The 25530-nt window shown below is 72.0% G+C and carries 26 protein-coding genes; 3 read left to right on the top strand and 23 right to left on the bottom strand.

Translation table 11 applies throughout. The annotated features are described in order from the left end of the window. The first annotated feature begins 7 nt into the window (after nt 1-7). On the top strand, nt 8-565 hold the full coding sequence (locus tag ACZ7FF_RS23165; RefSeq protein ID WP_470814219.1) for a murein hydrolase activator EnvC family protein: 558 nt from the start codon (nt 8-10) through the stop codon (nt 563-565). A 219-nt stretch (nt 566-784) separates the two neighbouring features. On the opposite strand, the gene ACZ7FF_RS23160 is transcribed toward ACZ7FF_RS23165, so the two are convergent. The 17 genes from ACZ7FF_RS23160 to ACZ7FF_RS23080 all read right to left on the bottom strand — a co-directional run bounded on the left by ACZ7FF_RS23160 (nt 785) and on the right by ACZ7FF_RS23080 (nt 13817). After that, a complete protein-coding gene (locus ACZ7FF_RS23160; protein ID WP_470814218.1) occupies nt 785-1342 on the bottom strand; it encodes a TetR/AcrR family transcriptional regulator in 558 nt (185 codons plus the stop codon). A gap of 66 nt (nt 1343-1408) precedes the next feature. Beyond that, a complete protein-coding gene (whiG, locus tag ACZ7FF_RS23155) occupies nt 1409-2251 on the bottom strand; it encodes an RNA polymerase sigma factor WhiG (RefSeq protein ID WP_470814148.1) in 843 nt (280 codons plus the stop codon). 323 nt (nt 2252-2574) lie between these two features. Continuing rightward, entirely contained in the window at nt 2575-3732 is a 1158-nt protein-coding gene (gene dprA, locus ACZ7FF_RS23150; protein WP_470814147.1) for a DNA-processing protein DprA, read from the bottom strand. Next, on the bottom strand, nt 3729-5354 hold the full coding sequence (locus tag ACZ7FF_RS23145) for a YifB family Mg chelatase-like AAA ATPase (protein WP_470814146.1): 1626 nt from the start codon (nt 5352-5354) through the stop codon (nt 3729-3731). The genes dprA and ACZ7FF_RS23145 overlap by 4 nt, the downstream gene beginning before the upstream one ends. Further along, the gene (locus ACZ7FF_RS23140; protein WP_470814145.1) at nt 5355-5720 is read right to left on the bottom strand and encodes a YraN family protein; all 366 of its coding nucleotides are present in this window, start codon (nt 5718-5720) and stop codon (nt 5355-5357) included. An 88-nt stretch (nt 5721-5808) separates the two neighbouring features. Beyond that, nucleotides 5809-6117, bottom strand: a complete 309-nt coding sequence (locus ACZ7FF_RS23135) for a DUF2469 domain-containing protein (RefSeq protein WP_003965949.1) — start codon at nt 6115-6117, stop codon at nt 5809-5811. 56 nt (nt 6118-6173) lie between these two features. Next, nucleotides 6174-6698, bottom strand: a complete 525-nt coding sequence (locus ACZ7FF_RS23130; protein ID WP_470814144.1) for an NUDIX hydrolase — start codon at nt 6696-6698, stop codon at nt 6174-6176. Further along, entirely contained in the window at nt 6688-7473 is a 786-nt protein-coding gene (lepB, locus tag ACZ7FF_RS23125; RefSeq protein ID WP_470814143.1) for a signal peptidase I, read from the bottom strand. Before lepB (ACZ7FF_RS23125) ends, ACZ7FF_RS23130 begins: the two co-directional genes overlap by 11 nt. 112 nt (nt 7474-7585) lie before the next feature. Next, the gene (gene lepB / locus ACZ7FF_RS23120; protein ID WP_470814142.1) at nt 7586-8596 is read right to left on the bottom strand and encodes a signal peptidase I; all 1011 of its coding nucleotides are present in this window, start codon (nt 8594-8596) and stop codon (nt 7586-7588) included. Continuing rightward, nucleotides 8484-9575 carry a signal peptidase I gene (gene lepB, locus ACZ7FF_RS23115; protein WP_470814141.1) on the bottom strand — a complete coding sequence of 364 codons (1092 nt, stop codon included), beginning with the start codon at nt 9573-9575 and terminating at the stop codon, nt 8484-8486. The genes lepB (ACZ7FF_RS23120) and lepB (ACZ7FF_RS23115) overlap by 113 nt, the downstream gene beginning before the upstream one ends. Beyond that, entirely contained in the window at nt 9568-10266 is a 699-nt protein-coding gene (gene lepB / locus ACZ7FF_RS23110; RefSeq protein ID WP_470814140.1) for a signal peptidase I, read from the bottom strand. Before lepB (ACZ7FF_RS23110) ends, lepB (ACZ7FF_RS23115) begins: the two co-directional genes overlap by 8 nt. A gap of 45 nt (nt 10267-10311) precedes the next feature. After that, nucleotides 10312-10662 (bottom strand): 50S ribosomal protein L19, encoded by a 351-nt coding sequence (gene rplS / locus ACZ7FF_RS23105; protein ID WP_470814139.1) that lies wholly within the window; start codon nt 10660-10662, stop codon nt 10312-10314. 134 nt (nt 10663-10796) lie between these two features. Continuing rightward, nucleotides 10797-11630, bottom strand: coding sequence for a tRNA (guanosine(37)-N1)-methyltransferase TrmD (gene trmD / locus ACZ7FF_RS23100; RefSeq protein ID WP_470814138.1), 834 nt, complete (start codon nt 11628-11630; stop codon nt 10797-10799). After that, the gene (rimM, locus tag ACZ7FF_RS23095) at nt 11627-12172 is read right to left on the bottom strand and encodes a ribosome maturation factor RimM (RefSeq protein WP_470814137.1); all 546 of its coding nucleotides are present in this window, start codon (nt 12170-12172) and stop codon (nt 11627-11629) included. The genes trmD and rimM overlap by 4 nt, the downstream gene beginning before the upstream one ends. An 82-nt stretch (nt 12173-12254) precedes the next feature. After that, nucleotides 12255-12494 (bottom strand): RNA-binding protein, encoded by a 240-nt coding sequence (locus ACZ7FF_RS23090; protein WP_005479813.1) that lies wholly within the window; start codon nt 12492-12494, stop codon nt 12255-12257. Between the two features lie 5 nt (nt 12495-12499). Next, a complete protein-coding gene (rpsP, locus tag ACZ7FF_RS23085; protein WP_470814136.1) occupies nt 12500-12919 on the bottom strand; it encodes a 30S ribosomal protein S16 in 420 nt (139 codons plus the stop codon). Between the two features lie 301 nt (nt 12920-13220). Further along, nucleotides 13221-13817 (bottom strand): hypothetical protein, encoded by a 597-nt coding sequence (locus ACZ7FF_RS23080; RefSeq protein ID WP_470814135.1) that lies wholly within the window; start codon nt 13815-13817, stop codon nt 13221-13223. Nucleotides 13818-14340: 523 nt separating this feature from the next. On the opposite strand from ACZ7FF_RS23080, the gene ACZ7FF_RS23075 reads away from it, so the two are divergent. Next, nucleotides 14341-15219, top strand: coding sequence for a class I SAM-dependent methyltransferase (locus tag ACZ7FF_RS23075; protein ID WP_470814134.1), 879 nt, complete (start codon nt 14341-14343; stop codon nt 15217-15219). 219 nt (nt 15220-15438) lie between these two features. Here ACZ7FF_RS23075 and ffh read toward each other — a convergent pair whose 3' ends face one another. From ffh to nsdA, 5 genes are all read right to left on the bottom strand, one after another. Further along, nucleotides 15439-16989, bottom strand: a complete 1551-nt coding sequence (ffh, locus tag ACZ7FF_RS23070; protein WP_470814133.1) for a signal recognition particle protein — start codon at nt 16987-16989, stop codon at nt 15439-15441. Between the two features lie 103 nt (nt 16990-17092). After that, the gene (locus ACZ7FF_RS23065) at nt 17093-19543 is read right to left on the bottom strand and encodes a [protein-PII] uridylyltransferase (protein WP_470814132.1); all 2451 of its coding nucleotides are present in this window, start codon (nt 19541-19543) and stop codon (nt 17093-17095) included. 52 nt (nt 19544-19595) lie between these two features. Continuing rightward, entirely contained in the window at nt 19596-19934 is a 339-nt protein-coding gene (locus ACZ7FF_RS23060; protein ID WP_452972957.1) for a P-II family nitrogen regulator, read from the bottom strand. Further along, nucleotides 19931-21274 (bottom strand): ammonium transporter, encoded by a 1344-nt coding sequence (locus ACZ7FF_RS23055; protein ID WP_470814131.1) that lies wholly within the window; start codon nt 21272-21274, stop codon nt 19931-19933. The genes ACZ7FF_RS23060 and ACZ7FF_RS23055 overlap by 4 nt, the downstream gene beginning before the upstream one ends. Before the next feature lie 354 nt (nt 21275-21628). Continuing rightward, a complete protein-coding gene (gene nsdA, locus ACZ7FF_RS23050; RefSeq protein ID WP_470814130.1) occupies nt 21629-23107 on the bottom strand; it encodes a transcriptional repressor NsdA in 1479 nt (492 codons plus the stop codon). A 458-nt stretch (nt 23108-23565) separates the two neighbouring features. On the opposite strand from nsdA, the gene ACZ7FF_RS23045 reads away from it, so the two are divergent. Then, the gene (locus ACZ7FF_RS23045; RefSeq protein ID WP_470814129.1) at nt 23566-24228 is read left to right on the top strand and encodes a bifunctional DNA primase/polymerase; all 663 of its coding nucleotides are present in this window, start codon (nt 23566-23568) and stop codon (nt 24226-24228) included. An 89-nt stretch (nt 24229-24317) separates the two neighbouring features. Here the strand turns inward: ACZ7FF_RS23045 and ftsY are convergent, their stop codons facing one another. After that, on the bottom strand, nt 24318-25520 hold the full coding sequence (gene ftsY / locus ACZ7FF_RS23040; protein ID WP_470814128.1) for a signal recognition particle-docking protein FtsY: 1203 nt from the start codon (nt 25518-25520) through the stop codon (nt 24318-24320). Nucleotides 25521-25530 lie beyond the last annotated feature (10 nt).

Here is a 25530-nt window from a genome sequence, read left to right as displayed (position 1 = left end):
ACGAGTGATGCGATGGCTCTTGTGGTGGGCGGGTCTGCTGGTGGTGCCGGCGGTGATCACGCTCACCCCTCTGGCCTGGGCGGAGCCGCCCGCGAGGGTACCGCCACCGGCCCCCGGCCGGGTGCCGGCGGTCGGCCGGGTCTGGCCGGTGGGCGTCCGGCCGGTGGTGCTGCGCGGCTGGGAACCTCCGGCGACGGCGTACGGCCCCGGGCACCGGGGTGTCGACCTGGCGACGTCACCCGGGGCGCCGGTACGGGCGGTGGCGGCGGGCCGGGTGTCCTTCGCGGGGCGGGTGGCCGGGCGGGGCGTGGTGGCGGTGGAGCTGGCAGGCACGGACCTGCGGACGACGTACGAGCCGGTGATCCCCTCGGTGCGCGAGGGGGACGAGGTGGGGGCCGGTGAGGTGGTGGGGACCGTCGGGCCGACGGGGGCGCACTGCGGTACGACGGCCTGTCTGCACTGGGGGCTGCTGCGGGGGGAGGTCTATCTGGACCCCTTGTCGCTGCTGCCTCCGTGGCTGCTGGACAGGGGGCCGTCGAGACTGCTGCCGGTGCTCGGGCCGTAGCGCGGAGAGCGGCGCCACGGCTCGTACCGCAGCATCCCGCAGGACCTCAACCCCGCGTACCGGAAGGCGAGTCGGCGCCGTGCACGTCGGGCACACCAATGGCCCCGGACACCCGGATGCGGCGGCTGGCGGCTGGCGAGGTTATCTCGGGCAGCTACGCGGCCCCAGCCCTTCCGGGATCCAGGACCCCGGATCGTGGACGGGCGGCCGGCTTTCCGCCTAGCCCCGCACACCCCGCAGCGCCATGGTCACGGCCGCTTCCGTCACGGCCTCGGGCTCCTCCGCGGCTCCCAGCTCGATCCGCCGCACCGCCGCGTCCACGACCCCCTGCAGCAGCATCGCCGCAAGCCGAGGCTGGTCGTGCCCCATCTCCCCCAGCGCCTCCACGATCATGGCGACCAGCCCGCCGTGCGCCGCCCGGATCTTCTCCCGCGCCCCCGCGTCCAGCTCGCTCGCGGAGATCGCGACCACTGCCCGGTGCCGCCGGTCCCCGACCAGCGCCAGCTGCCGTCGGACGTACGCCTCGACCTTGCCCTCGGGGGAGTCGGCGCGCTCCATGGTGGCGGCCACCTCCGCCGCCCACAACGGGAAGTCGACCTCGCACAGCTCCTCGACCACGGCCGCGCGTGACCGGAAGTACTCGTACACGGACGATCGCGCGAGTCCCGTCCGCTCGGCCAGCGCGGGGAAGGTCAGCGCCTCCGTCCCGCCCTCGGACAGCAGGGACCGTGCCGCGTCCAGCAGGGCGGCTCGCTGCATCGACCGGTGCTCGGCCACGGAGGCCGCTCGAATCCTTGGCACGTCAACCACTCTACGGAGGCGCCCCGGCGAACGGGAGCCGACTCAGCGGCCGAAGCTCGCCAGCTTGGCCCGCAGCTGGAGCACCGACTTGGTGTGGATCTGGCTGACCCGGCTCTCCGTGACACCGAGCACGTTGCCGATCTCGGCGAGGGTGAGGCCCTCGTAGTAGTACAGGGTGACGACGGTCTTCTCCCGGTCGGGCAGCGTGTTGATGGCCCGCGCGAGGAACCGGCGCAGTTCCCTGTCCTCGGCCACCTCCACGGGGTTGTCCGCGGCGGTGTCCTCCAGCGTGTCCATGAAACTCAGGCCGTCGCCGTCCTCACTGCCGACGTGCAGCAGCTCCTCCAGCGCCACCACGTTGGCCAGCGACAACTGGCTGAAGACCGCGTGGAGTTCCTCGACCTCCATGTCGAGCTCCGCGGCGACCTCACCCTCGGTCGGGGTGCGTCTCAGCCGCGCCTCCAGGGTGGCGTAGGCCCGTTCCACGTTGCGTGCCTTCTGCCGCACCGACCGGGGGATCCAGTCCAGCGCCCGCAGCTCGTCGATCATCGCGCCGCGGATCCTGGTGATCGCGTACGTCTCGAACTTGATCTCCCTGTCGACGTCGAACTTCTCGATCGCGTCGATCAGCCCGAACACCCCGGAGGAGACGAAGTCGGCCTGCTCCACATTGGGCGGCAGGCCGACGCTCACCCGGCCCGCGACGTATTTCACGAGCGGCGAGTAGTGCAGGATCAGCTGCTCCCGCAGCCGGTCGTCCCCCGTGGCCTTGTACGACCGCCACAGTTCGTCGAGCGTCGAGGGAGCGGGCGGCCGCACGCTGCCACCGTCGCGGGCGGCTGGGGGGATGGCCGCCCGGTCGGACCCGGAGGTGTGCTGGGGCATTCGTCGCCTTGTGCCGTTCTGCCGTGAAGTGCCGTGAAGTGCTGTAAGTGGGGCGAGCTGGTGGGTCGTGGGCCGAAAGTGGTCTGCCTGGGTGAGCTGTCGGTCTGGTGTCGAGTTGGCGCGGTCTGCGCCAGCACCTTCGTGAGCGTAGCGTGACTGAGGAGTCGCGGTGCGCGAACAGTGAGGCTCCACCCGTGCGCGGTGCCGCCGGACCGGCCCCGGGACGACGTTGCGCAGCTCGCTCTGTGTGACGGGCGGAATGCGTCAACTCCGGGAAACCCCAAGGGCGTCGGGTGTTCCCCCGGACGGCCGAACACGCTCGGTCAGCACGGGTGGCGGGCGGTTCGGACCGAGGTCACCGCCTGGCGTGTCAACTTCCAGCCATCGCCGTGTCGTTCGACGTAACCAAGTGCGCGGAGTTCGTACAGTCTCGCGATCGCCTCGTCCGTTGTGGTGCGCGCGCCCAGGGCGATCTCCGCGGCGGGGGCAGCGCAGTCGCCGGGCAGCGCGGCGAGGACGGTACGGGCGGCCGGTTCCAGCAGGTCACGCGGCAGAACCGGGCCCCTGCGGGGCGGGGCCAGCTCGCCGATGTCACCGACCAGCTCGACGACTTCCGCGGCGTCGGTGACCAGGGCGGCCTCGGCGCGCAGCAGTTCGTGCACACCGGCGGAGAGTGCGCTGGTGACGGGGCCGGGCACGCCCATGGTGAACCGGCCGAGGCGCTGCGCGGCCCTCGCGGTGGCCAGCGAGCCGCTGCGGCAGGCGGCCTCCACGACGACGGTGCCCCTGGTCAGGGCGGCGATCACCCGGTTGCGGAGGATGAACCGGCTCGGGGTCGGATGGTCTCCCGGCGGCAGTTCGCCCACCACCAGTCCCTGCTCGGCGATCCGCTCGATCAAGGCGGTGTGGCCGCGGGGGTAGGGCCGGTCGACACCGCTGGCCAGGACGGCGACGGTGGCACCGGCGGCGGCGAGGGCGCCGCGGTGGGCAGCGCCGTCGATGCCGTAGGCGCCGCCGGACACCACGACCCAGCCCCGCTCGGCGAGTCCGGCGGCGAGGGTGGCGGCCGTGTGGGTGCCGTACTCGGTGCAGGCCCGCGCGCCCACCACGGCGACCGATCTGAGCGCCCACATCCGCAGGCTGGGGCGGCCGCGGAGCCAGAGCCCGATGGGCCGGGCGTCTCCGAGGTCGGCGAGCTGCCCGGGCCACTCGGCGTGCCCCGGCACCACGAACCGAGCGCCGGCGGCCCGTGCCGTCGCGAGGTCCCGCTCAGGTTCGGCGCGTGCGGCGCGGGCCACCAGCCCCGCCCAGCGCGCCGCGCCGACCCCGGGCAACGGCTCGTCGCCGCGCAGCCTCCGCACCACCTCCCCCACCCCGAACTCCCGCACCCACCGCCCCCCGGCCTCGTCCCCGGGCTCGATCACCCGCGAGAGAAGGACCCGACCGAGGAGTTCGTCATCCGGGTCCTCCTCCGCGCTCATGTCAGCGCCCCGATGGCGGCCGGGACCCCTCGGGGGACTCCGGTGCGCAGTTGCAGGGCCAGGGCCACGTCGGTCGCGTTCGGGCGGTCGCGCCCGACGAGGTCGGCGACCGTCCAGGCGACACGCAGCACCCGGTCGATCCCCCGGGCGGTGAGCACGCCCCGCTCCAGGTTGCGTTCGGCCTCGTCCATCGCGCCGGCGGCGGCCTGGTACCGGCTGCGCAGTTCCCGCCCGGGCACCTCGCTGTTGGTGCGCCACGGCGTTCCGGTGAGGCGGGCGGCCGTCCGCTCCCGGGCCTCGCGCACCCGGTCGGCCACGGTCACCGTGGACTCCCCGCGCGCACCGGGCTCGGTGAGCTGGGCCCGGGTGACCGGATCGACCTCGACGCGCAGGTCCAGCCGGTCCAGCAGCGGCCCGGAGAGCCGGGCCTGATAGCGGCGGATCACCGACGGCGGGCACTCGCACAGGGCGTCGCGCTGGGAGAAGCGTCCGCAGGGACAGGGATTCGCGGCCAGCACCATCAGAAAGCGGGCCGGGAAACGGACCACGCCCGCGCTGCGCGCGATCACGACATGCCCGGACTCCAGGGGCTGCCGCAGGGCGTCGAGGGTCTGGCCGTGGAACTCTGGCGCCTCGTCCAGGAACAGCACACCGCGATGGGCGAGGGACACCGCTCCCGGGCGGGCGATGCCCGGACCTCCGCCGACGAGTGACTGCATCGTCGCCGAATGGTGCGGGGCGCAGTACGGGGCGATGTCGATCAGCGGCTTGCCCGGCGGCAGCAGTCCCGCCACCGAGTGGACCGCCGTGACCTCCAGGGAATCCTCCCTGGTCAGCCGGGGCAGCACCGCGGGCAGTCGCTCGGCGAGCATCGTCTTTCCCGCACCGGGCGGCCCCTCCAGGAACAGATGGTGCCCGCCCGCGGCGGCCACCTCGACTGCCGTCCGGGCCGAGGTCTGGCCGACGACGTCCGCCAGGTCGTGATCGTGGTCGTGCTGTGCGGCGCCGAGGCTGTGCATGCCGGTGGCGGCGCCCGTGCCCGGCACCCGCAGTCCGGCCAGCAGCGGGTCGGGGCGGCCCTGCTGCTCCGGTTCCTCATCGGGCACCGGCTCGTCGGTCAGCACCGCGACGAGCTGCCGCAGGCTGCGGATGCCGAGGACCGACACACCGGGGACCAGCGCTGCCTCCGCGGCGGCGCACTCCGGTACGACCACCTGTTCGTAGCCGGCGTCGGCCGCGGCCAGCACCGCAGGCAGGATGCCGCGTACCGGGCGCACCCGGCCGTCCAGGCCCAGCTCTCCGATCATGACGATGTCGGCGAGCACGCGGGGATCGATGCGCTCGGCGGCACCGAGCACCGCGCAGGCGACGGCCAGGTCGAAACCGGAACCCGCCTTGGGCACCGACGCCGGGCTGAGCCCTACCGTGAGCTTCTTCTGCGGCCACTCGCCACCCGAGTTCACCACCGCCGCCCGTACCCGGTCGCGGCTTTCTGTCAGGCTCTTGTCCGGGAGGCCCACCAGGGTGAACGCGGCGACGCCGGGTTCGAGGTCGGCCTGGACCTCGACGACCACGCCCTCGACGCCGACGAGGGCGACGGAGCAGGTGCGGGCGAATCCCATTCAGGCCACCCCCCGTGCGTGCTCGACGGCGGGGGCGCCCCGACGGGGCAGGAGGACACCGACCAGGTCGATGCGAACGCCTCCCGGCGGGGCTCCCCCGTGGGCATGGATCCAGCGTTCGGCCAGCCCCCGCAGCCGTGCGGCCTTCTCGGGGGTGACCGCGGCCATCGGGTGCTCGTAGCGCCCGCCCCTGCGGGTCTTCACCTCGCAGACGACGAGGACGTCGCCGTCCCTCGCCACGATGTCGATCTCACCGGTCCGCCCGGCGCGCCAGTTGCGCTGCAGGACCGTCATCCCGGCCTGGGCCAGCCGCCGCGCGGCCAGGCCCTCGCCGTACTTGCCGAGTGCACTGCGTGCCTTGCTCATGTCGGCACCACCTCCGGCGCCAACGGTCACGCATCCGGCCCACCCGTGTTGATCTTGGTGGGCTACCCGGCGGTTGTGGAAAAACCCGTCACCCGCCCGGGAGCTCCAGGTCGCTCTTGTTCAGCTCCTCAATGTTCACGTCCTTGAACGTGAGGACGCGAACCTGCTTGACGAAGCGGGCCGGCCGGTACATGTCCCAGACCCAGGCGTCGGCCATGGACACCTCGAAGAAGACCTCGCCCTGAACCGAGTGCACCTGCATCTCGTAGTCGTTGGTGAGATAGAAACGCCGCTCGGTCTCGATCACGTATTTGAACAGACCGACGACATCTCGGTACTCCCGGTAGAGCTTCAGCTCCATCTCGGTCTCGTACTTCTCGAGGTCCTCGGCGCTCATGGCATGTTCCCCTTCAGCCGTGCGATCCCCCCATTGTGCGCCAGTCCCACGGACCCTCAGGCGATTTCCGGGTCGAGGGTCACGGGGCCGGTCGGGGGACCTTCGTCGAGCAGCGTACGCAGCAGCTCGGCGAGTCTGGTCGGATACACCGTCTCATGTGCCCGGGTCAGTTCCTGACACGTCCACCAGCGCGCTCCGGCGACACTGCGCCGCTCCAGCTCCGTCAGGCCCGTCGCCGCCGTCGCGGTCTGGGTCGTACGGGCCAGGTAGTACCACTCGTCCTGGTTCCAGCGGCGGCCCGCGAACGGGAAGGAGCATCTGCGCCGCCAGAGCACCGGTCCGAGGTCGACCTCGGTGATGCCGGTCTCCTCGGCGAGTTCCCGCAGCGCGGCCTCTTCGCGCGTCTCGGCCCCCTCCAACCCGCCCCCGGGGGTGAACCACCAGTCGTCGGACGGGTCGTCCGGCTCGTGGCCGTGCAGCAGCAGGATGCGGTCTTCTGGGTCGAGCAGGACCACCCGGGCCACCCGGCGCAGGCCGCCCTCGTGCTGCTCCTCGTCCGTGTGCCCGGTCTCAGCGGGCACCGGCCGCCTCCGCACGCGCGCCGCGGGCCCGGGAGCCGCCCGTCCGCTTGGCGATGGGGCCATAGGCGCCCCCGCCGAGGACCAGGACGGCGCCGGCGACGATCAGCAGCTCGATGGTGGTCAGCGGGCCGGGCCGGGAGAGCGCGCCCAGGGCCTCGAATCCGGTGGGGCGCTTGAGCATGCCCTTCCAGGGCCAGACGACGGCGTCCACACGGGCGGCCACGGCGTCGCGGGAGACGGTGCCCTTGGCCGCGTCCGTCAGGTGGGCCGTGGAGTCCAGGGACCCCTGACGCTCGTCGCCGAGGAGGAAGAGGCGGCCCTTGGGGACGGTCACCGTCGGGAAGTTCTGGTTCTCGGCCAGGCTGCCCGCGGGCAGGTAGGGCTCCTCGATCTGCTTGCCGTTGACGGTCAGCTTGCCGTCGGTGCAGCAGGAGACGGTGTCGCCGCCGACCGCGACCACGCGCTTGACCACGTCGGCGTTGGTGACCCAGCTCGTGTCGCGGAAGACGACCACGTCACCGCGGCGCACATCGGCGCCGTCGACGCGCTGGGCCAGCACCCGGTCACCGGCGTCGATGGTGGGCGTCATGGAGCTGGTGGGCACGGTGTACGGCCGGTAGACCACGGCTCCCCAGGCGAAACCGCCGAGGAAGAGCACCAGGCCCAGCGCGACCGCGAGTCCCGACAACCGCTGCCCGAGCCGGCTGCCGCCCGTCTGTGCCGTCCCTGTGCCACCGCTGTGCGGGGCCGTACGCGTCGTGCTCTCGCCACCCATGGACCCGCACCCTACCTGCCGGTACCGAACGGGGGGAGCCCCCTCTTTCACGACCCTGGGAACAGCTTTCCCGGGTCTTCACAGAGGGGCCCTGTCCGCGGCGCGGCCGGGCTCACCGCTTCCCGGTGGCCGCCGTGTGCTCGGTCGTGTTCCGCAGGCGGTCGGCGCGCCGGCGCCGCCACACCGCGACCGGGAGCACCGCCGCGACGGCGACGCCCTCCGGGGCCACGGTCAGGGACGCCGCGGCGGAGGACTGGTTGCCGAGGCCGGGCTGGTCGAAGGTGTCCGGGACGGGCATGGTGCCCCAGCGGTTGATCGGCCAGGCCTTGACGATCGCGCGGCCGACGACCTTGTCGACGGGGACGAAGCCGTGGTTCTTGTCCGACTGGTTGTACCGCGAGTCACGGGAGTTCTGCCGGTGGTCGCCCATCACCCAGATGAAGCCCTTGGGGACCTTCACCTTGAACTGGCCGCCCTGGTCGTCGACGCTGCAAGGCGTGTTGCCGGGGTAGACGTACGGCTCGTTCAGCGCGTGGCCGTTGACCAGCACCGGGCCCGAGTTCTTGCACTCGATGGTGTCGCCGCCGACGCCGATCACCCGCTTGATCAGGTCCTTCTCCTCCGCCGACGGCATCAGGCCGATCCAGCTGAGGACCTTCTGCACCGGGTTCGGGGTGGGCGTCGGCTCACCCGCCAGCCAGTTGTCGGGGTCGTGGAAGACCACGACCTCGCCGCGCTCGGGCTTGGAGCCGAACCACGGGGTGAGCTTGTCGACCAGGACGCGGTCACCCTGCTGGAGGGTGTTCTGCATCGAGTCGGACGGGATCGAGAACGCCTGCACCAGGAACGTCTTGATCAGCAGCGCCAGGACCAGAGCGATGCCGATCAGGATCGGCAGCTCCTTCCAGAAGGAGCGCGGCTTCCTCGGCCGGCGCACGTCCTCGCCGCCGCCCGCGTCCGCGGTCCGGGGGCGCTGCTCGTCCGCCGGCGTGCCCTCGCCGCCCGTCGCGTCATTCCCGGAGGTCATGGCGCCGTCCGGCACAGGGGCGTTCGCTTCCACGGGGTGCCCGCGGTGCTCCTCGCCGTCGTGTCCCGACAGTGCGCCAACCGCCACATCCCCCACGCCAACTCCTTACTCCGTGCCGCCGCCTGCCCCGCATACGGCGCAGGCCCACCACTCCCATAACGAGCGGGAGTTCCGCAGGGGTCGGGAGCTGGGTCATTCCGTTCGGATTCTCGGGGGCAACCCTATGCGACAGGCGGGGAGCCGCAGTCGCACCCGACACGGAGTGGGCAACGCTTGCGAAGGTTTTAGGTTCTTCCAGGCGCGTCCAGTGGCCGATCGGCCAGCCGATCACCATGGCGCGGCCGACGACCGACTTCTCGGAGACCGTGCCGCCGTAGGGGGTGTTCTGGTGGGCACGGGAGTCCGCGGAGTCGTCCCGGTGGTCGCCCATCACCCACAGCCGGCCCTGGGGGACGGTGATGTCGAAGGGCGTGGCCGAGGGCGAATTCCCCGGGTACAGGTAGGACCCCTCGGTGAGGGGAACGCCGTTGACGGTGACGCGGCCCTGCGCGTCGCAGCACTTGACGTGGTCACCGCCCACGCCGATGACCCGCTTGATCAGGTCCTTCTCGTTGTCGGACGGCAGCAGGCCGATGAAGGTCAGGCCCTCCTTGACCTGCTTGACGCCGACGGGGTCGTGCTTCTTCGGGGTCTGCTCGTCCGCCAGCCAGCCGCCCGGATCGTGGAAGACGACGACGTCCCCGCGCTGCGGCTGGGAGCCGAACCACGGGGTGAACTTGTCGACCAGGACGCGGTCGCCGATCCGGATGGTCTGCTCCATGGAGCCGGACGGGATCACGAACGCCTGGACGAGGAAGGTCTTCAGGACCAGCGCGATGAGGACGGCGACACCGACCAGAAGGGGGATCTCCCGAACGGCTGAACGCCTGCGCTTGCGCTTGACCTTGCGCTGCAGTTTCCGCCGCTCCGCGCGCGAGCGGCCGCCCCCGGGCGACGAGGTGCGGCGCACCCCGGTGGGCAGCAGGTCGTCGGCGGGCGTGCTGGGCACCCCGCGCGGTTTGCCGCGGTTACCCATGGGCGCCCCCCGCGGCGGCGGGCACGCGCGCGTAGGCGGACGGCCTCGCGAGGTGCGTCCAGTGGTCGTACGGCCACAGGATCCAGTCGGCCCGGCCGATGACGTCGCCCACGGGGATCATGCCGCCGCCGGGCGAGCCGAGGTGGTCGCGGGAGTCGCTGGAGTCGCTGCGGTGGTCACCGAGGACGAAGAGCCGCCCGGCGGGCACGACGACGTCGAAGGGCACGCTGGAGGCGCTGTCCCCGGGATAGAGGAACGCCGTCTCGTCGACCGCCCGGCCGTTCACCTCGAGCCTCCCCTTCTTGTCGCAGCAGACCACGTGGTCTCCGCTCACTCCGACGACGCGCTTGACGTAGTCGGCGTCCCCGAAATACCCGGTGCCGTCGAACACAATCACGTCGCCGCGGCTCGGCTGGGCACCGAAACGGTACGCCAACTTATTTACGAGAACGCGGTCCCCGATCCTCAACCCCTGTTCCATGGATCCGCTCGGAATCTGGAACGGTTGCACCACGAAAGCGTTGAGGAGGAGCAAAAACGCCAGGCAGGCGAGGAGAGTGAGGGTGACGCGGCCGCCCGGGAGCCACTCGGCGATCCGCGTCACGAACGCGAAACGCGACCGCTCCCGCGTACCCGGTTGCTCCGGGCCGCAGGTGCGGTCGCGTTCCGTCGGCTGTGCTTCGGTGTCCATCGGGGCCAGATGCTATCCGGCCCCGCTGTGACGCCGGGGAAGCGCTCAGTTCTCGCGCTTCTCCTTGATCTTCGCGGCCTTGCCGCGCAGGTCACGGAGGTAGTACAGCTTCGCGCGACGCACGTCACCGCGGGTGACCAGCTCGATCTTCTCGACGATCGGGGTGTGCACCGGGAAGGTGCGCTCGACGCCGACGGAGAACGAGACCTTGCGGACCGTGAAGGTCTCGCGGACGCCAGCGCCCTGGCGGCGGATCACAACGCCCTTGAACTGCTGCACACGGGAGCGGTTGCCCTCGATGACGCGGACGTGGACGTTGACGGTGTCGCCCGGACGGAAGGCCGGGACGTCGCTGCGCAGCGACGAGGCGTCGACGGTGTCGAGCAGGTGAGACATTTCGTCTGCTTTCTTCGCTGATGCCACAGGTCATCAACGGGAGCTAGGTGTACAGGAGACTGCCGTGCGGATCGGGACGGGCGTCGTGTCCCCCTGTGGCAGGGGCGCACGCCGGACGGACGCACAACAGCGCTCTATTCTTCCATGCCCCCGGCCCGGCGCCAAAATCGGCCGTACGGGTGGCCCTGCGGGTCCGGTTCCCAGCCGAGGATGGAGAGCATCTCGCGGTCCTTCTTGTCGAAGGCCTTGGGGTCGCAGCGCTCGATCAGGTCGGGCCGGTTCGCGGTCGTGCGCCTGATCGCCTCGTCCCGCCGCCAGCGGGCGATCTTCCCGTGGTGGCCGCTGAGCAGCACGTCCGGGATGTCCCGCCCGCGCCACAGGGGCGGCTTGGTGTACACGGGACCCTCCAGGAGGCTCGCCATCGCGCCGGGAGCGAAGGAGTCGTCGCGGTGGGACTCGGCGTTGCCGAGGACTCCGGGCAGCAGCCGGGCCACGGCCTCGGTGACGACCAGCACGGCCGCCTCGCCGCCGGCGAGGACGTAGTCGCCGATGGAGACCTCGTACACGGGCAGGCGGGTGGCGTACTCGTCCATGACGCGCCGGTCGATGCCCTCGTAGCGGGCCGGGGTGAAGATCAGCCAGGGACGCTCGGAGAGTTCGACGGCGAGTTCCTGGGTGAAGGGGCGACCGCTCGGGGTGGGCACGATGAGCGCGGGAGCGTGGGCGCCGCACTCGTAGCCGTCGGCGAGGACGGTGTCCAGGGCGTCGCCCCACGGGTCGGTCTTCATGACCATGCCCGGACCCCCGCCGTAGGGCGTGTCGTCGACGGTGTTGTGCCGGTCGTACGTCCAGTGCCGCAGGTCGTGCACCTGCACGTCGAGCTGCCCCCGCGCGCGTGCCTTGCCGACGAGGGACACGTTCAGGGGTTCGAGGTACTCGGGGAAGATCGTGACGACGTCGAGCCTCATGCTCCCTCGTCCCGGGTCGAGGCGATCTCGGCGCGCTCGTCGATCAGGCCCGGCGGCGGCGCGATGACGGCCTTCTGCTCCTCCAGGTCGATCTCGGTGACGATCTCCTCCACGAAGGGGATCAGCACCTCGGTGCCGTCGGGCCGCTCGACGATGAACAGGTCCTGCGAGGGCAGGTGCGAGATCTCGGTGATCCGGCCGACCTCCTCCCCGTCCTCGGTGACCACGTCGAGGTCGATGAGCTGGTGGTCGTAGTACTCGTCCTCGCCCTCGGGCAGCTCCTCCGGGTCGATCTCGGCGATCAGCAGGGTGTTCCGGAGTGCTTCGGCGCCGTTGCGGTCGGTGACGCCGTCGAAGCGCAGGAGGAGGCGGCCGCTGTGGACGCGGCCGGTGGCGATGGTGAGCGGCCCGGCGGAGGCCGGGTCGGTGGCCAGAACGGCGCCCGGGGCGAGCCGCAGTTCCGGCTCGTCGGTACGTACCTCGACGGTGACCTCGCCCTTGATGCCGTGGGCGCGGCCGATCCGTGCGACTACCAGCTGCACGAGTACAGATCTCCTGTCATACGACTACGGGCCGGGGACGGCCCAGTGGCCCTCCCCGGCCCGAGCCGGTTGCGATGAAGCGTCAGCGGACGTGGTCCACGTCGACGAGGTCGACGCGGACACCGCGACCGCCGATGGCGCCCACGACGGTACGCAGGGCACGCGCGGTGCGGCCGTTGCGGCCGATCACCTTGCCGAGGTCGTCGGGGTGCACCCGGACCTCCAGCACGCGCCCGCGGCGCAGGTCGCGCGAGGCGACCTGCACATCGTCAGGGTTGTCGACGATGCCCTTCACGAGGTGCTCAAGCGCCTCTTCGAGCATGCTGCTCAGGCCTCGGTCGACTCGGACTCGGCGGCCGCCTCGTCCTTCTTCTCAGCCTTCTTCTTCTGGGTGATCGCCTCACCCTTGCCCTCGTCGTCACCGGCGAGAGCCTCGAACGACGGACGCGTGGCCTTGGGCTCCGCGACGAGCAGCGGCGCGGGGGCCGGCTCGCCCTTGAACTTCTGCCAGTCGCCGGTCTTCTTCAGGATGGCGAGAACGGGCTCGGTCGGCTGCGCGCCGACACCCAGCCAGTACGCCACGCGCTCGGCGTCCACCTCGATGACCGACGGGTTGTAGGTCGGGTGGTACTTGCCGATCTCCTCGATGGCCCGGCCGTCACGGCGGGTACGGGAGTCGGCGACGACGATGCGGTAGTGAGGCGAACGGATCTTGCCCAGACGCTTCAGCTTGATCTTGACTGCCACGGGAGTGGATTCTCCTGATTTTGACGTGGTTGGGCACGGCGAGCTGCCGCGTGGGGTTGCGGTACCCGAATGCCCGATGGACGCGTCAGCCGGAGGAGAGAGGGGTCCTGTGCGGCTGTCGAGTACAGCTAGCCATTGTGCCATACCCCGCGGGTCGCTTCCGGCGGCGGGTGAGTAGGCCGCCGCCGGGCATGCCTGAGCGGCACCCGGCGTGGAGGTGAGGTCACGTCGGGTGCGCTGCCCTGCTCGTCGCTGTCCACGACCCGGCACCCACGAGATGCCGGTGTTCCGTGGTCCGCGACTAGGCCGCTCCCACGACCTCCGGGATCCTGAACGGCTTCCCGCAGCCGCCGCAGACGATGGGCGCCTGGGCGAGGACCGAGGGGACCACCCGGACGTTGCGACCGCAGTCGCACACGGCCTTGACCCGGACGCCACCACCGGAGGAGCCGTGCCGGGCGGCCGGTCCGCGGAAGGTGCGGGAGGTGTCGGCGGAGGTGGCGGCCGTATGGGCCTTCAGCGCGCGCTGGAGGCGCTCCATGGTGGGGCGGTAGCGCCGCTTCGCCTCGGGATTGAGCGTGACCAGCGAGAAGCCGCTGCTCGGATGCGGCTCCTCGGGGTGGTCGAGGCCCAGTTCCTCGGCGATCGCGAGGAAGCGGCGGTTGTGGTAGCGGCCGGCGCGGGAGGTGTCGCGGATCCCGCGGGCGGCTGCGATGCCGTGGACTGCCTCGTGAAGCAGTCGCTCGAAGGAGAGTTCGTGACCGCACGCGGACGACGACTCCCCGATCAGGGACTCTGGCGCGGCAAGGTCAGGCAGCTCGGGGTGGTACCGCTGAATGTCGGCCCACGCCTGCGCCAGCTCTGCGGCGAGAACAGGTGGTGTCTGTGTCGTGCTCACGTAATGACAACGAGCGGGGGTGCCGCTGTGTTCCTATTCCGGGGCATCCCAAATAATTTGCACGTACCCGTCAGTTGCCGCTGATGCGTCCTGACGAGGGCGGGTGCGCTGATCTGCGGAGAAGCCTCACAGCTCATACCAAGCTGGTGCGTAGTCCGCGCTACGACCCCGCCAGTAGGACCCGGTGCCACCATCGTCGGCGGATGCGCAAGAGACGTTTCGGTCGCTCTTGGTGCCGGGCCTCTCCTAGGTCAGCGTCCGAGGCGGCCGTGGCGTTACCGCGAGCCACCGAAGCCCCCGGTACCGGCCCGTCCGCCCGGAGCGGACACCGTACGGCCATCCGGATTGCCGGGATGTGAAATCTCGCCACACCCGGGCTCCGGGGCCAAGCGGGGCCCCACGACCCCTGGACGCCACCGCGAGCCGGGAGTTACCTGGCATACGTGGGAAGTGCGCGCGCACGGCACGGGGGCCACGCAATCGGGCACAGCGGTGAACTGTCGGCGGATTGGGGCGCTTACCTATGACACCTACGCTCGTGCGGCCGCACGTGTCCCGCGCGGACTCCGCGTCCCGCGTGGACCCGAGCGCACGTGCGCGTGACTGGTCCGAGATCCAGGAGCGGATGCTGGTCCCGCTCTACGAGTCCGTCTTCGAGCGACTTGAAGTGGGCCCCGCCACCCGGCTGCTGGGCCTGCGCTGCGGCTCCGGGCTCGCCCTGCTGATGGCGGCCTCCCGAGGGGCCGCGGTCACCGGTGTCGACTCCTCCCCCGAGCGGCTCGCCCTCGCGCGCGAGCGGCTGCTGCCGGACGCCGCCCGCGGCAGGAGCGGCGGCCGCCGCGCGGCGCGTACGCGTGCGGGCACACGGCTCGTGGAGGGCTCGCCCGCGGACGCGGCCGACACGCAGGGGGCCGCGTACACACTGGTGACCGTCTTCGAGCCGATCGGCTGCCTCGCGGGGGACTCCGAGGGGCTCGGCGAGCTGCTGGCGGCCGCGCTGCCGCTGACCGGGCGCGGGGCCGCCGTGGTGCTGGCCGGCTGGGGCCCGCCGGAGCGCTGCGCCACCTCCTCGGTGCTGCGGGTGGCGACGAAACTGGCCGATCCGCTGCGCAGCGCGCGCAGCTGGCGGCCGGCCCTGCGGGACGACCTGGAGGAGGTCGCCCAGCGGGCGGGGCTGCGGCCGGACGGCTCGGGGCGGGTGTCCTGCCCGTTCGGGTACGCCGACCTCGACAGCGCCGTACGCGGGCTGCTGTCGACCGGGCTGTTCGACCCGGCGGTGGCCGCGACCGACGCCAAGCAGGTGGACAAGGAGCTGACGGAGGCGCTGCACCCGCACCGGCGGGCGGACGGCACCGTGTGGATGCCGAACGTCTTCCGGTACCTGATCGCGCGCGTGTCCTAGGGCCTGTCTGACAATGCGCGTCGTCGCCCGAAGGGCGGCCGCGCGGCGTCAGGTGCGTGCTCTCGGCGGCCCTAGCGCCGGCGCCCCGCTCGCGGGGGGGGCGCCCGCGCGGCCGGCAGGTTGGCGGGAAACGGTGCCGGACGGCGGAAGGGGCGGCGCGGGGCCGGTCGTCCGCGGTCGTCACGGCACCGGCCGGCCCCCGGCCTCCCGTCGGGGACCTCAGCCCATGAACTTCTTGAACTCGTCCGGGAGCTCGAAGTCCTGGGCGCCCTGCTGCGGCAGCCCGAGCGCGTTGCCGCCCTGGGCGGCGGCCTCGCGGCGCTGGGCCTCCTCCAGCTCCTGCTGCTTGCGCTTCATCGGGTTGCCGGAGCGCTGCTTGCCCTTGGCCTTCTTCTGCTGCTTCTTCTGCCGGCCGGGGCCGCCGCCCATGCCCGGGATCCCCGGCATGCCCGGCATGCCGCCGCCCTGGGCCATGCGGGACATCATCTTGCGGGCCTCGAAGAACCGCTCGACCAGGTTCTTGACCGCGCTGACCTCGACACCGGAACCCTTGGCGATACGGGCGCGGCGGGAGCCGTTGATGATCGTCGGGTCCTGGCGCTCGACCGGGGTCATCGACTTGATGATCGCGGCGGTGCGGTCGACGTCGCGCTCGTCGATGTTCTGGATCTGGTCCTTGATCTGGCCCATGCCCGGGAGCATGCCGAGCAGCTTGGAGATGGAGCCCATCTTGCGGACCTGCTCCATCTGGGCCAGGAAGTCGTCCAGGGTGAAGTCCTGGCCCTTCTTGGACGCCAGCTTCGAGGCCATCTTGGCGGCCTCTTCCTGGCTGAAGGTCTTCTCCGCCTGCTCGATCAGGGTGAGCAGGTCACCCATGTCGAGGATGCGGGAGGCCATCCGGTCCGGGTGGAACGCGTCGAAGTCGTCGAGCTTCTCGCCGTTCGACGCGAACATGATCGGCTTGCCGGTGATCTGCCGGATGGAGAGCGCGGCACCACCGCGGGCGTCACCGTCGAGCTTGGAGAGGACCACGCCGTCGAAGCCGACGCCGTCGCGGAAGGCCTCGGCGGTGTTGACGGCGTCCTGACCGATCATCGCGTCGACGACGAACAGGATCTCGTCCGGGGAGACGGCGTCGCGGATGTCCGCGGCCTGCTGCATCATCTCCTGGTCGATGCCGAGACGGCCGGCGGTGTCCACGATCACGATGTCGTGGACCTTGGACTTGGCGAACTCGATGGAGTCCTTGGCGACCTTGACCGGGTCGCCGACGCCGTTGCCGGGCTCCGGCGCGTACACGGCGACGCCCGCGCGCTCGGCGACGACGCTGAGCTGGTTCACGGCGTTGGGGCGCTGGAGGTCACAGGCGACCAGCAGCGGGGAGTGGCCCTGCTCGCCGAGCCACTTGGCGAGCTTGCCCGCGAGGGTCGTCTTACCGGCACCCTGCAGACCCGCCAGCATGATCACGGTGGGGGGCTGCTTGGCGAAGCGGAGCCGGCGGGTCTCGCCGCCGAGGATCGTCACGAGCTCGTCGTTGACGATCTTCAGGACCTGCTGGGCGGGGTTCAGCGCACGGGAGACCTCGGACCCGAGCGCGCGCTCCTTGACGTTCTTGATGAACGTGCGCACGACGGGCAGCGCCACGTCGGCTTCGAGGAGCGCGATACGGATCTCGCGCGCCGTGGCGTCGATGTCCGCCTCGCTGAGGCGCCCCTTGCCGCGGAGATTTTTGAAAGTCGCGCTGAGGCGGTCGGAGAGGGTATCGAACACGGTGGCGTCGGTCCTCGATGTCGGAGTCGGTTCGGGCTGCCCTCCAGGGTATCCGGCCGCGCAACCCATTCGTCCCGGCCCACCGATCCGGTGGGCCGCTAGGTCACGCCCGGAGCGTCTCCTCCAGCACCCTCGCCGTCGAGGCGGCGTCCTCCCCGGGCAGCGGGGCCCCCGTGCCGGTCGTGACGTAGAAGGCGTCGACCGCGTTGGAGCCCAGCGTGCTCACGTGCATGCTCCGCACGCGTACGCCCGCCTTCTCCAGGGCCATGCCGATCCGGTGGAGCAGGCCCGGGGCGTCCTGGGCGCGGACCTCGATCACGGCGGCGTGGTGGGAGGCCGCCGGGGCCACGGTCACCCGGGGCGGCGGGGCCGCGACGCCGCGGCGGCGGGGATAGGCCGCGTCCCGCTCGGCCAGGCGGCCCGCGATGTCCAGGGAGCCGTCCAGCGCGCGGACCAGGTCGGCGCGCAGCCGGGCCGCCTGGGGCAGGGAGCCGTACTCGGCGGCCACCCGCCAGTTCAGGAGCAGCACCGAGCCGTCGTCGACGTCGTCCGGCAGCCGCAGGGTGCGCAGTTCGGCGGTGCGGACGGTCAGGCGGTGCACGGCGAGGACACCGGCGACCGCCGGGAGCACGGCCGGCTGGTCGGGCACGGCGATGACGAGTTCGACGCCGAGGGGTTCCGGCCCCCCCGGGGGTTCCTCGTCGGGGACCGGTTCGGGCTGCGCGCGCAGGGCGAGGACCGGGCCGCCGGTGCGGTAGGCCTCGATGGCCAGGCGCTCCTGTTCGGCCGAGGGCGCGGCCGGCTCGGGCTCGTCCGGGGCGTCCCCGGCGAGGACGGCCGAGACGCGCCGGACCAGGTCGGCGACGAGGGAGCCACGCCAGGAGGACCAGGCGGCCGGGCCGGTGGCGTGGGCGTCCGCCTCGGTGAGGGCGTGCAGCAGCTCCAGCGTGCTCTGCGTGCCGACCGCCTCGGCGACCGAGCGGACGGTGGCGGGGTCCTCCAGATCGCGGCGCGTGGCCGTCTCGATCAGCAGCAGATGGTGGCGGACCAGCGCCGACAGGACGCGCACGTCCGTGCGGTCGAAGCCGATCCGCGTGGCCACGTCCCTGGCGATGATCTCGCCGGCCAGGGAGTGGTCGCCGGGCCAGCCCTTGCCGATGTCGTGCAGCAGGGCGGCGACCAGGAGCAGGTCGGGGCGGCTGACCCGGCGGGTGAGTTCGGAGGCGCGGACGGCCGTCTCGATCAGGTGCCGGTCGACGGTCCAGATGTGGACCGCGTTGCGCTGGGGACGGCAGCGGACCCGCTCCCAGTCCGGCAGCAGGCGACTGATCAGGCCTTCGGCCTCCAGGGCCTCCCAGACCTCGACGGTCGGGCGGCCGGAGCCGAGCAGGGTCACCAGCTGCTCTCGGGCCTCGGCGGGCCAGGGGGTGGGCAGGGGGCGGGCGGTCGCGGCCATGCGCCGTACGGCGTGCAGGGAGAGCGGCAGTCCGGCCTGCGCGGCGGCTGCCGCGGCGCGCAGCGGCAGCACGGGGTCGCGTTCGGGGCGGGCGGCGCGGGCGAGCACCACCTCGCCTTCCTGTTCCACGACGCCCTCGGCGAGCGGGGAGCGCTCGGCGACCGGCTTCGCGCCGCCCAGCATGGCGCGCAGCCGGGGGCGCACGGCCCGCGAGCGCAGCACCCGCCCGACCTCGCGCCAGGTGACGTCGCTGGCGTACGAGATGACGCGCGCCGCCTCGTAGACCTGCCGCAGCAGCGTGTCGGCGTCCAGCAGGCCCAGCTCGGCCGCCACCTGGTCCTGCTCCTGCAGGGCGAGGCGGTCGGTGGCGCGGCCGGTCGCGAGATGGAGGGCGTCGCGTACGTCGAGCAGCCGGCGGCGGGCGTCGGCGAGGCCCTCGCGCGGTGCGTCGGCGAGCCAGGAGGCGGCCACGGCCCGCAGGGCGGTGGCGTCGCGCAGACCGCCGCGGGCCTCCTTGAGGTCGGGTTCCAGGAGGTACTGCAGCTCCCCCTGGCGCGTGGCGCGCTCGGCGCACAGTTCCTGGAGTTCGGGCAGGCGTTTGGGGGCCTGGTTGCGCCAGTCGGCGAGGACGGCGGTGCGCAGTGCGGCGGTGAGGCCGAGGTCGCCGGCCAGGTGCCGGGCGTCGAGCAGACCGAGCTGGACCTTCAGGTCCTCCCCGGCGGTCCTGCGGGCCTCGGCGAGGGTGCGCACGGAGTGGTCGAGGGCGATGCCGAGGTCCCAGACGGGGTACCAGAGGCGGTCGGCGACCGCCGCGACGGCGGTGGGGTCGGAGCCGTCGTGCAGCAGCAGGAGGTCGAGGTCGCTGCGCGGGGACAGCTCGCCGCGGCCGTAGCCGCCGACGGCGACGAGGGAGAGGCCGTGCGCCTGCCCGGCCGCCGCGGTGAGGAGCCCGGCGAGCCAGTCGTCGGTCAGTCCGGCGAGGGCGGCGCGGCGCGGCGGCCCGGACCGCGCCCCCTCCGTGAGGAGGCGCAGCCGGGCCGCCGCGTAGCCGCCGGATCCCGGGTCTTCCGATTCCGTCCGCACATCCGTACCCGTCACCCGGCGACTCCTGTCTGCGTGGCTCCTGCGTAGGAGCGCGTCGGTTCCTGCGTCAGAGCGCGTCCGGGCCGCGCTCGCCGGTGCGGACCCGTACGGCCGTCTCGACCGGGAGGGACCAGACCTTGCCGTCACCGATCTTGCCGGTGCGGGCGGCCTTGACGATGACCTCGACGAGCTGATCGGCGTCGTCGTCCTCGGCCAGGACCTCTATCCGGATCTTGGGGACCAGGTCGACGGTGTACTCGGCACCGCGGTACACCTCGGTGTGGCCCCGCTGCCGACCGTAGCCGCTGGCCTCGGTGACCGTCAGCCCGTGGACGCCGAACGCCTGAAGGGCCTCCTTGATCTCGTCGAGCCGGTGCGGCTTCACTACGGCCGTGATGAGCTTCATGCGTCCACCTTCTTGGTCTGCGCGGCGGAGGTCGGGGCGGAGGCGGCGGACCCGATGACCCCGCCGCCGGCGCCGCTGAAGTCGTACGCGGTCTCGGCGTGCTCGGCCCGGTCGATGCCGGAGATCTCCTCGTCCTGGGTGACCCTCATCCCGATGGTCCTGTCCAGCAGGAAGGCGAGGACCGCGGAGACGACCAGGGAGTAGGCGAGGACCGCGCCGACGCCGGCGCACTGCTTCCACAGCTGGGTGAAGGAGTGGTCGCCGTAGAAGACGCCGGTCGCGGCCGACTGGCCCTTGCCGCTGGCGAAGAAGCCGATCAGCAGGGAGCCGATGATGCCGCCGACCATGTGGACGCCGACGACGTCGAGGGAGTCGTCGAAGCCGAACCTGAACTTCAGGCCCACGGCCGCGGCGCAGGCGACGCCGGCGATGGCGCCGACGGCGATCGCGCCGAGCGGGGTGACCGCACCGCCGGACGGGGTGATGGCGACGAGCCCCGCGACCGCGCCGGAGGCGGCACCGAGGGTGGTGAACGCGCCGTGGCGGATCTTCTCGTAGGCGAGCCAGGCGAGCATGGCCGCGGCGGTGGCGATCTGGGTGTTGACGAACATCAGCGGGCCGACGCCGTCGTCGTTGCCGAGCCACGAGCCGGCGTTGAAGCCGAACCAGCCGAACCAGAGCAGACCGGCGCCGAGCATGACCAGCGGGAGGCTGTGCGGGCGCATCGGGTCCTTCTTGAAGCCGACGCGCTTGCCGATGACGAGGATGACGCCGAGCGCCGCCGCACCCGCGTTGATGTGGACCGCGGTTCCGCCCGCGAAGTCGATCACGCCGAGCTTGTAGGCCCAGCCGCCCGTGCCCCAGACCCAGTGGGCGACCGGGAAGTACACGATCGTGGCCCAGAGCACCAGGAAGATCGCCCAGGCGCTGAACTTCACCCGGTCGGCGAGGGCGCCGCTTATCAGGGCCGGTGTGATGATCGCGAACATCATCTGGAAGACGGCGAAGACGAACACCGGGATGGTGTAGCCGGGCCACAGGTCCGTCTTTCCGATGCCGGTCCAGCCGACGTAGCCGGAGGTCCAGCCGATCAGGGAGCCGTGGTCCGTGCCGAAGCTCATGGAGAAGCCGTACAGCACCCACAGGATGGTGACGATTCCCATGCTGATGAAGCTCATCATCAGCATGTTCAGGGTGCTCTTGACCCGGACCATGCCCCCGTAGAAGAAGGCGAGACCCGGGGTCATGACCAGCACCAGGGCGGAAGCAATGAGCATGAAGCCTGTGTTGGCGGACGACAGCTTGGGTGCGTCCGCCGCAAGCATGATGGCTGGTGCCATCGGCGTCTCCTCGTCGTTGGTACGGCCCCGTGCGGGCGGTGCCTGAGCGGTCCGGGCGGGTGAGGGGTGGGCCGGTTATGCGCCATGAGATTGGCGCAGCGCGGTTTCGGTGGAAGCCCCTCGTTGTTTCGCCGGGGTGACGAAGGCGCCCTGCGTGTTACGCCTGGGTGAAGCGCGGGTGGTCCGGCCGCGCGGCCGCCGTCGCGGCGCGGGCCCCGGTGCGCGGTCTCTCCGGGGAGTCCCCGGAGACAGGGGCCGACCGCGGCGGGCCTCTCGATGACCGTGGCGTGGGGGAGCCGAGTCGGGCAGTTCGGGAGGCCCGGCCGCGGCCGGGGCATGGGTGGCGGTCGCCGGTCAGACGGCCTCGGCGCTCTCCGGCAGGTCGACGGCGAGCTGGTCGGTGAGGTCGACCACGGCGGCGAGGCCGCTGTAGTCGCGCCCGGCCGTGTCGACCGTCTTTCGGATACGGGTGTTCACCCGCTCGGAGCGGACCTTCTTGGCGATGCCCATGGCCTGCGAGGCGTACTCGGTGCCGCGCTCGGGCTCGCGCTGGAGCAGGTGCACGGTGGCCATGCCGATCAGGTTCAGCGCGTACGACCGCTGGTGCTCGGCGTCCTTGGCGAACAGCTCCACCGCCCGCTGCATGAGCGGCTCGGCCAGCGAGGCGTAGGTGGGGCTGCGGCCGGCGACGTAGGCGAGGTCGCGGAAGGAGTGGGAGTTCTCGCCGTACAGCTCGGCCTCGGAGAAGAAGCGGATCCAGTCGGGGTCCGGCTCGTCCCACTCGTCGGCCTCGGCGAAGGTGTCCTCGGCCATGCGGACCGCGCGCTTGGTCTTGCCGGGCTGGCCCATGTTGGCGTACGCGCGGGCCTCCATCGCATACAGCATGGCCTGGGTCCGCGGGCTGGCGCAGTCACGACTGCCGTACTGGGCGAGGTGGATCAGCTCCAGGGCGTCGTCGGGCCGGCCGAGGTGGATCATCTGGCGGCTCATGCTGGAGAGGACGTAGGAGCCGAGCGGCCGGTCACCTGCCTCCTTGGCGGCGTGCAGGGCGAGGACGAAGTACTTCTGCGCGGTGGGCTGGAGACCGACGTCGTACGACATCCAGCCGGCCAGCTCGGCGAGCTCGGCGGCGACCTTGAAGAGCTTGCGGGTGGTGGCCTCGGGCTGGGGTTCCTGGAGCAGGTCGGTGACCTCGTGCAGCTGGCCGACGACCGCCTTGCGGCGCAGGCCGCCGCCGCACTGGGCGTCCCACTGGCGGAACATCCGGGTGGTCGACTCCAGCAGGTCCAGCTCGGGCTTGGAGAGCCGGCCGGGCCTGCGGGAGTCGAGGGCCGGCTCGGGCTCGGGCGCGGCCGGGCCGCCCGGGGACGGCACCAGCCAGCGCTGCATGGGCTCGATCAGGGAGGGACCGGCGGACAGCGCGAGGGAGGCCCCGAGGAAGCCGCGCCGGGCGAGCATCAGGTCGCTGCGCGAGAACTCGCTGAGCAGGGCGACCGTCTGCGGGCCCGTCCAGGGCAGGTCGACGCCGGACGCGGAGGGTGACTGCCGGGCGGCGCGCAGCCCGAGGTCCTCGATGGCGACCACGCACCCGAAGCGCTCGGAGAACAGCTCGGAGAGGATCCGCGGGATCGGTTCGCGCGGGTTCTCCCCGTCCAGCCAGCGGCGCACCCGCGAGGTGTCGGTGGAGATGTGGTTGGCACCCAACTGGCGTGCCCGGCGGTTCACTTGGCGGGCCAGCTCACCCTTGGACCAGCCACTGCGCACGAACCACGAGCCGAGCAGCTCGTTGGGGCGCTTGTCAGCGTTCGCCTCGCTACCGCCGTTGCCGCCCACTGGAACGCCCCCATCCCTGAGACCACTTGTCGCCGAGTGCGCCAAGCCCTATCAGAATGCCGGTAAATACGGCCTCCCGTCCCCCGGTTCTCACCCTTCGAACGAGTTGACGGCTTGCCTCCGGCATACCCACAAGTGCATGTGCCCCCAGGCCCCGCACACTCACAGTAATCCTACGATCACCGGCCCGGCCACGAGGATCCCTGAAACGCCACCATTCGCCACCCCTTCGAATGAACTCACGATCGGCCAGGCGCGATTCACTTGACATAGGACGATTGGAAGTGGGCGGAGTGATGCACGCAGGGGGCGCATGATCCTCGACTCACCACCCGGTGTGCTTCTGGGTGCCGCCTTTGCCTCGCGGCAGCGCGGGAAGGCGGAGCCGTAGCGTTACGTTCCGCTTCCGTCTCGTTCCGCGTCGTAACCACCGGCGCGCTGAACCCGTTGGAGGGGGCATGGGCTTCACGATCGGCGGCATTCGAGAGATTCGTTCCGGCACGCGTCGGCGTGGCCGGTCCTCGGACAGCACCGCCGTCGCCGAGTTCACCGGGCTGTGGGGCTGGGACGTGGTGCCCGGCGCACGGGCCGCGGCGGGCGTCTGCTCCTGCGGCTCCGCGGAGTGCCCCGAGCCGGGCGCGCACCCGCTGGACTTCGCCCCCGAGGTGCCGGCCGGGGCCACGCTGGACGAGGTGTCCAAGGCCTGGGCGGAGTTCCCGGGAGCCTCGGCGATGCTGCCGGTCGGCCGCGCGTTCGACGTCATCGAGGTCTCCGAGCCGGCCGGCCGCCGCGCCCTGGTCCGCCTGGAGCGCATGGGTCTCCCGCTCGGTCCGGTGACCGCGACCCCCGAGGGCCGCGCCCACTTCTTCGTCGCGCCCGGCGCCGCCGCCGAGCTGCCCCGGCTGCTCTACCGCCTGGGCTGGGACGACGCCCGCGCGCTCGACCTGCGGGGACTGGGCCCGGGTGCGCACATCACCGCGCCGCCCTCCGACCGCGGCGGCCTCGGCCCGGTGCGCTGGCTGCGCCCGCCCGCCCTGGACCGCGCGACCCGCCCTCCGGCGGCCCGGCTGCTGCTGGGGACGCTGGCGTACGTGGCGCACCGGTCGCGGGCGCGGGCGTAGCCGCCCCGGGAAAGCCGAAGCGCCCGTCCCCAACTGCACCTTGGGGGCGGGCGCTTCTCGCGGCCTGTCGGCCGATGGATTGACTACCCTCAGTCACCGATCAGGGCGTCCACGAACGCTTCCGGCTCGAACGGCGCCAGGTCGTCGGCGCCCTCGCCGAGCCCGATCAGCTTGACGGGAACGCCCAGCTCGCGCTGGACCGCGACGACGATGCCGCCCTTGGCCGTACCGTCCAGCTTGGTCAGCACGATGCCCGTGATGTCCACGACCTCGGCGAACACCCGGGCCTGCACCAGACCGTTCTGGCCGGTGGTGGCGTCCAGGACCAGCAGCACCTCGTCCAGCGGCGCGTGCTTCTCGACGACTCGCTTGACCTTGCCCAGCTCGTCCATGAGGCCGGTCTTGGTGTGCAGGCGGCCGGCGGTGTCGATGAGGACGACGTCGACCCCCATCTCCTTGCCCTCCTTGACCGCGTCGAAGGCCACCGAGGCGGGATCTCCGGCCTCGGGGCCGCGCACGGTGTAGGCACCGACGCGCTCGCCCCAGGTCTGGAGCTGGTCGGCGGCCGCGGCACGGAAGGTGTCGGCGGCGCCGAGCACGACGCTGCGGCCGTCGGCCACGAGCACCCGCGCGAGCTTGCCGGTGGTGGTGGTCTTGCCCGTGCCGTTGACGCCGACGACCATCACGATCCCCGGCTTGCGGTCCTCGGGCTCGGTCCTGACCGTGCGGTCGAAGTCGGTGCCGATCAGCTTGAGCAGTTCCTCGCGCAGCAGGCCGCGCAGTTCCTCCGGGGTGCGGGTGCCGAGCACCTTGACGCGCTCCCGGAGCTGCTCGACCAGCTCCTGGGTGGGCTGCACACCGACGTCGGCGGTGAGCAGCGTGTCCTCGATCTCCTCCCAGGTGTCCTCGTCGAGGTGCTCGCGCGAGAGCAGCGTGAGCAGCCCCTTGCCGAGGGCGGTCTGCGAGCGGGACAGGCGGGCGCGCAGGCGGACCAGCCGGCCTGCGGTGGGCTCCGGGATCTCGATCTCGGGAGCCTCGACAGCGGGGGGCTCCTCGACGGCGACCGGCGCGGGGCCGCCCGGGAGATCCACCTCCTCGATCGTCCGGCGCGGTTCGTCGCGCGGCGTCTCGGCCTCGTCGCCGACATGCGGCTCGGCCGGGGGCGCGGTGATGTCGGGCGCCTTGGGCGGGGGCGGGGGCAGCGGCTTCTTGCGCCGGGTGCCGACCACCAGCCCGCCGAGCGCCGCGAGCACGACCACGGCGATGACTACAGCAAGGATGACGGTTTCCATAACGCGTCCA

The sequence above is a fragment of the Streptomyces sp. NPDC037126 genome, from assembly GCF_055605965.1.
The sequence above is the reverse complement of the archived record's forward strand: the minus strand, read 5'-3'. Positions and strand labels throughout refer to the sequence as shown.

What these genes read in the sequence shown, in the direction of transcription:
- ACZ7FF_RS23165 (WP_470814219.1), top strand. Translation starts at nt 8, where the DNA reads ATGCGATGGCTCTTGTGGTGGGCGGGTCTGCTGGTGGTGCCGGCGGTG.
- whiG (WP_470814148.1), bottom strand. Translation starts at nt 2,251, where the DNA reads ATGCCCCAGCACACCTCCGGGTCCGACCGGGCGGCCATCCCCCCAGCC.
- dprA (WP_470814147.1), bottom strand. Translation starts at nt 3,732, where the DNA reads ATGAGCGCGGAGGAGGACCCGGATGACGAACTCCTCGGTCGGGTCCTT.
- ACZ7FF_RS23145 (WP_470814146.1), bottom strand. Translation starts at nt 5,354, where the DNA reads ATGGGATTCGCCCGCACCTGCTCCGTCGCCCTCGTCGGCGTCGAGGGC.
- ACZ7FF_RS23140 (WP_470814145.1), bottom strand. Translation starts at nt 5,720, where the DNA reads ATGAGCAAGGCACGCAGTGCACTCGGCAAGTACGGCGAGGGCCTGGCC.
- ACZ7FF_RS23135 (WP_003965949.1), bottom strand. Translation starts at nt 6,117, where the DNA reads ATGAGCGCCGAGGACCTCGAGAAGTACGAGACCGAGATGGAGCTGAAG.
- lepB (WP_470814143.1), bottom strand. Translation starts at nt 7,473, where the DNA reads ATGGGTGGCGAGAGCACGACGCGTACGGCCCCGCACAGCGGTGGCACA.
- lepB (WP_470814141.1), bottom strand. Translation starts at nt 9,575, where the DNA reads ATGGGTAACCGCGGCAAACCGCGCGGGGTGCCCAGCACGCCCGCCGAC.
- lepB (WP_470814140.1), bottom strand. Translation starts at nt 10,266, where the DNA reads ATGGACACCGAAGCACAGCCGACGGAACGCGACCGCACCTGCGGCCCG.
- rplS (WP_470814139.1), bottom strand. Translation starts at nt 10,662, where the DNA reads ATGTCTCACCTGCTCGACACCGTCGACGCCTCGTCGCTGCGCAGCGAC.
- trmD (WP_470814138.1), bottom strand. Translation starts at nt 11,630, where the DNA reads ATGAGGCTCGACGTCGTCACGATCTTCCCCGAGTACCTCGAACCCCTG.
- ACZ7FF_RS23090 (WP_005479813.1), bottom strand. Translation starts at nt 12,494, where the DNA reads ATGCTCGAAGAGGCGCTTGAGCACCTCGTGAAGGGCATCGTCGACAAC.
- ACZ7FF_RS23075 (WP_470814134.1), top strand. Translation starts at nt 14,341, where the DNA reads ATGACACCTACGCTCGTGCGGCCGCACGTGTCCCGCGCGGACTCCGCG.
- ACZ7FF_RS23060 (WP_452972957.1), bottom strand. Translation starts at nt 19,934, where the DNA reads ATGAAGCTCATCACGGCCGTAGTGAAGCCGCACCGGCTCGACGAGATC.
- ACZ7FF_RS23055 (WP_470814131.1), bottom strand. Translation starts at nt 21,274, where the DNA reads ATGGCACCAGCCATCATGCTTGCGGCGGACGCACCCAAGCTGTCGTCC.
- ACZ7FF_RS23045 (WP_470814129.1), top strand. Translation starts at nt 23,566, where the DNA reads ATGGGCTTCACGATCGGCGGCATTCGAGAGATTCGTTCCGGCACGCGT.
- ftsY (WP_470814128.1), bottom strand. Translation starts at nt 25,520, where the DNA reads ATGGAAACCGTCATCCTTGCTGTAGTCATCGCCGTGGTCGTGCTCGCG.